The 3,878-nt window shown below is 74.9% G+C and carries 4 protein-coding genes and 1 pseudogene; 1 reads left to right on the top strand and 4 read right to left on the bottom strand.

All coding sequences use genetic code 11. The features are described from left to right. Together GTW08_RS21380 and GTW08_RS21375 are read right to left on the bottom strand one after the other, a co-directional pair. Positions 1-369: pseudogene (locus GTW08_RS21380) on the bottom strand (molybdopterin-binding protein); the annotation flags it as partial. A 124-nt stretch (positions 370-493) separates the two neighbouring features. Beyond that, a complete protein-coding gene (locus tag GTW08_RS21375) occupies positions 494-1,444 on the bottom strand; it encodes a LysR family transcriptional regulator (protein WP_073574337.1) in 951 nt (316 codons plus the stop codon). 326 nt (positions 1,445-1,770) lie between these two features. On the opposite strand from GTW08_RS21375, the gene GTW08_RS21370 reads away from it, so the two are divergent. Beyond that, the gene (locus GTW08_RS21370) at positions 1,771-2,913 is read left to right on the top strand and encodes a Glu/Leu/Phe/Val dehydrogenase dimerization domain-containing protein (RefSeq protein WP_073574454.1); all 1,143 of its coding nucleotides are present in this window, start codon (positions 1,771-1,773) and stop codon (positions 2,911-2,913) included. Between the two features lie 88 nt (positions 2,914-3,001). Here the strand turns inward: GTW08_RS21370 and GTW08_RS21365 are convergent, their stop codons facing one another. Beyond that, positions 3,002-3,388 (bottom strand): type VII toxin-antitoxin system HepT family RNase toxin, encoded by a 387-nt coding sequence (locus GTW08_RS21365; protein ID WP_073574336.1) that lies wholly within the window; start codon positions 3,386-3,388, stop codon positions 3,002-3,004. Further along, positions 3,388-3,878: type VII toxin-antitoxin system MntA family adenylyltransferase antitoxin (locus tag GTW08_RS21360; protein WP_237454044.1), on the bottom strand; the 491-nt coding region annotated here is incomplete at its 5' end. The genes GTW08_RS21365 and GTW08_RS21360, both read right to left, overlap by 1 nt.

Genomic DNA, 3,878 nt, shown 5'->3' with positions numbered 1-3,878 from the left:
CACCACCAGCGCGACGACCGGGGCGGCCAGGTCGGTCGCGGTGGGCACCGGACCCGTCAGCACCGCGGCCACCGCGAGCAGCCCCAGCGCGGCGACGACCGCGGTCCCCACCGCGGGCCGTCGGCGCGCCGCGAGCCCGGCCAGTGCGCCGAGCAGCACCAGCAGCACGCCGATCCCGGCGAGCAGGACCGGCTTGTCGGCCGTCCCGAACGCGGACTTGGCGAACTCCACGACCGGCTGCGGCGAGAGCCGCACCACCGCGTCGCCGACGGCCACGAAGGGCGACGACGCCGGTGCCACCAGGGCCGCCACGAGATGCCCCGATGCCACTGCCGCGGCGATCGCCAGCAGTTCCACCAGGATCGCCACGGAACGCGACGGAGGGGCCAGGGGCCCGTTTCCCTCGGTCCGGTTCTCGGTCAGCACAACCTTTCTTCGGAACCGGCGGCGGAAACGGTTCGACCGGGTTCCGACGATTCCGCCGCGGAACGGGTCAGGCCAGGCCGAGCGAGTCCGGCTGCACCGGGATCGGGGCGTCGGCGCCGAGCCCCTTCTGCGCCGCCGCGGTCCGGACGGCCTCGATCACCAGCGGCAGCGCGGCCCGTCGTGCGGTGGTGGTGCGGTAGGCCAGTGACACCGTGCGGGTCAGGGCGTCGCCGAGCGCGACGATGTCGACCCCCGGCGGGCGCAGCGCCAGGCCCAGGTCGGTCACCAGGGTGACGCCGAGCCCGGCCGCGACCATCGCCATCGCGGTGGCCTGCTCCTCGACCTCGTGGTCGATCCGCGGCTCGAATCCCGCGCTCTGGCAGGCCAGCCGGGCCGCCTGCCCGAAGTGCGACCGGGCGGGCGACACGATCCACGGGTGCTCGGCCAGCTCCGACAGCATCACGCTCGCGGCCGGCACGGCCCCGGCGGGCACCGCCGCGTAGACCCGCTCGACGGCGATGACCGCCCGCTCCAGGCCCTTGTCCCACGTCATCGGGTAGTTCGAGTAGTCGATGACGAACGACAGGTCGAGCTCGCCGTCGCGCACCGCGGCCGCGGTCTCCTCCGGGGCGAGTTCGCGGGTGCGGACCTCGACACCGGGGTGGGTACGGGCCAGCGCGGTCAGCGCGTCGGGCAGCAGGCCCGAGGCGACCGAGGCCCACACCCCGGCGGTGAGCTTGGCCGCAACGGTCTCGCCCGCCCCCTCCAGGGCCTGGGTGGCGCGCTCGACCGAGGCGAGGATCTCCTCGGCGTGCTCGGCCAGCAGGACCCCGAGGTCGGTGAGCTGGACCCGGCGACCTCTCCGTTCGAACAGGCGGGTCCCGACGTCGCGCTCGAGCTGCGCGAGCTGCTGGGACACCGCCGACGCCGTGTAGTGCAGCGCGGTCGCCGCCGCCGTGATGGTTCCCCGCCGGTGCAGCTCGCGCAGCATCCGCAGCCGAGACAGGGACAGCTCCATGTCGCTGAGCCTATTGCGCTGTGCAGGAACGGTGAACAGCGCCGTGAATGATCCGTAAATGGACGCGGGGCCGGGTGCGACCCCAACCTGGGGCCACCGGTCGGGAACGACGGCGGCCGGGGGACGACGAGGTCCGCGATGTCGACGAGACCGGAACGGCCCCTGGCGGCGACGACCGGTGCAGCACGAGCAGGAGGTGGGTCGCCATGACGACGATGCAGAACCCGGCCGGGAGCACCCCGCAGACGGCGGCCACGGCCGCCCCGTACGTCGCCGGCGCCCCGGCGCCCACCGTCGCTCCGGTCGTCCGCCGCCCCGAGCCGTACATGCGCCTGCAGTGGAACGACGCCGTGACCGGCGCCGTCGGCTACCTGGTCGTGCACACCCTGCGGGCGGGCCTCGCCACCGGCGGCACCCGGATGCGGGCCGGCTGCACGTTGTCCGAGGTCGAGGACCTCGCACGCGGCATGGCCAACAAGACCGCCACCTTCGACCTGCCGATCGGCGGGGCCAAGGGCGGCATCGACTTCGACCCGAAGGACCCGCGCGCCGTCGAGGTGCTCGAGCGGTTCTGCGAGGCCATGCGCCCCTGGATCGACGCGCACTGGGTGACCGCGGAGGACCTCGGCGTCCCGCAGCACCTGATCGACGAGGTCTTCGAGAAGATCGGCCTCGGCCAGAGCTACCACGCCGCGATCAGCCGTGCCGCCGACCCGGCCGCCACCCTGGAGCGGGTGCGCACCGGGCTGACCGCCGAGGTCGACGGCGGGTTCGAGCTGGGCGACGTGATCGGCGGCTACGGAGTCGCGCACGCCTGCCTGGCCTCCGCGGTGTCCTGGGGCCAGATCCCGGCCGACACCACGGTCGCGATCCAGGGCGTCGGCACGATGGGCGGTGCGGCCGCCTACTACCTGTACGAGGCCGGGATGAAGGTCACCACGCTGGCCGACGCCGCGGGCACCCTGCACTGTGCCGACGGCCTCGACGTGCCCGCGCTGCTGGACCTGCGCGACGGCTTCGGCGAGATCGACCGCACCCGGCTGCCCGCCGGTGTCGAGCAGCTCCCGCGCACCGCGATCCTCTCCGCCGAGGTCGACATCCTGGTGCCGGCCGCGATCTCCTACGCGATCACCCCGGACAACTCCTACGACGTCCGCGCCCGCGTGGTCGTCGAGGCCGCGAACGCCGCGACCACCCCGGAGGCCGAGGCCATGCTCGCCGCCCGCGGCGTGCCGGTGCTGCCGGACTTCGTCGCCAACGCCGGTGCGGTCGCCTGGGCCTGGTGGCTGCTGCTCGGTGAGGTCGACGACGACCCGCAGAACTCCTTCGACCGGCTGCGCACCGTGATGCACGCCAAGGTCGCGCAGCTGCTGGCCGCGTGGTCCGAGGACGGCGTCACCCCGCGCGAGACCGGGCACCGCTGGGCCGACGACCCCGCCCCGACCACCGGGCCGGTCGTCATCCCCTGACCCGCTCCACCCGCGGCGCCCCGTGACGTCGCGCGGCACCCCGTGCACCGGGGGCCGCGCGCCGGGACGGGGAGCCGCGGCGTGCCCGTCAGCCGGCGAGGGCGGCGATGCGGGCGGCGAAGGCGCCCAGGTCGTCGAGACCGCCGTCGCGGATGCTGCGGGCGAGCAGGTCGTCGTCGACCTCGGCGTAGAGGTGCACGATGAGGTTGCGCGCTCCGGCGAGCGCCACCATCCGGCCGGCGAGCCCGTCGTCGAGCACACCCACCTCGGCGAGCACGCGGAAGGCGTCGCCGTAGTCCCGCGGGGTCCGGTGGCCGTCGGCGGCGATGACGTGGTTGGCCAGGTCGATGCAGATCTGCGCGGCCGTCTGCACCAGGTGACGACGACGGAACGGGTCGGGGGCGTCCTCGGCGAGCAGGTCCCGGTAGCGCTCCAGCATCACCAGCAACCGGCGCACGCGATCGGCGTCGACCATCAGCGCAGCCCCTCCCGCGCGACACGGGCGAGGAAGGAACGGGTCATCTCCTCCAGGACGGGGCGGAACTCGATCCAGCGCATCCGGGCGTCCACCTCGAACCGGACCCGTGCGACCTCGTCGGCGCTGAACAACAGCCGGCCGGACTCCGCGACCCGGCCGCGCAGCTCGAGGCCCGCCCGCCCGAGGTCGACGACGTCCACCCCGGTCCCGAGCCGGGCGGCCAGGTCGGCGGCGAGCAGCTCGGTGGCGACGGGAGCCGGCTCACCGGCGAACAGCACCGCCACGTCGTGGTCGCTGTCCGGCCGCGCGGTCCCGGTGGCGCGCGACCCGAACAGGTAGGCCACCGCGACGTCGTGCGCGGTGAACACCGGGCCGAGATCGGGATCCACGACGGTCATCGTGGCACACCCCCGCGCCCCGACGTGGGCATCGACCCGGACCGGCCCGGCCCGACGGCGCGGCGGGACCGCGGCCGGGGCGCGCCGCG

The sequence above is a fragment of the Pseudonocardia sp. SID8383 genome, from assembly GCF_009864975.1.
Classification (GTDB): domain Bacteria; phylum Actinomycetota; class Actinomycetes; order Mycobacteriales; family Pseudonocardiaceae; genus Pseudonocardia; species Pseudonocardia alni.
Note: the sequence above shows the minus strand (reverse complement) of the source record. Positions and strands in the feature narration are given on the sequence as shown.

Coding starts and splice junctions, on each gene's coding strand:
- GTW08_RS21375 (WP_073574337.1), bottom strand. CDS start 1,444: ATGGAGCTGTCCCTGTCTCGGCTGCGGATGCTGCGCGAGCTGCACCGG.
- GTW08_RS21370 (WP_073574454.1), top strand. CDS start 1,771: ATGCGCCTGCAGTGGAACGACGCCGTGACCGGCGCCGTCGGCTACCTG.
- GTW08_RS21365 (WP_073574336.1), bottom strand. CDS start 3,388: ATGGTCGACGCCGATCGCGTGCGCCGGTTGCTGGTGATGCTGGAGCGC.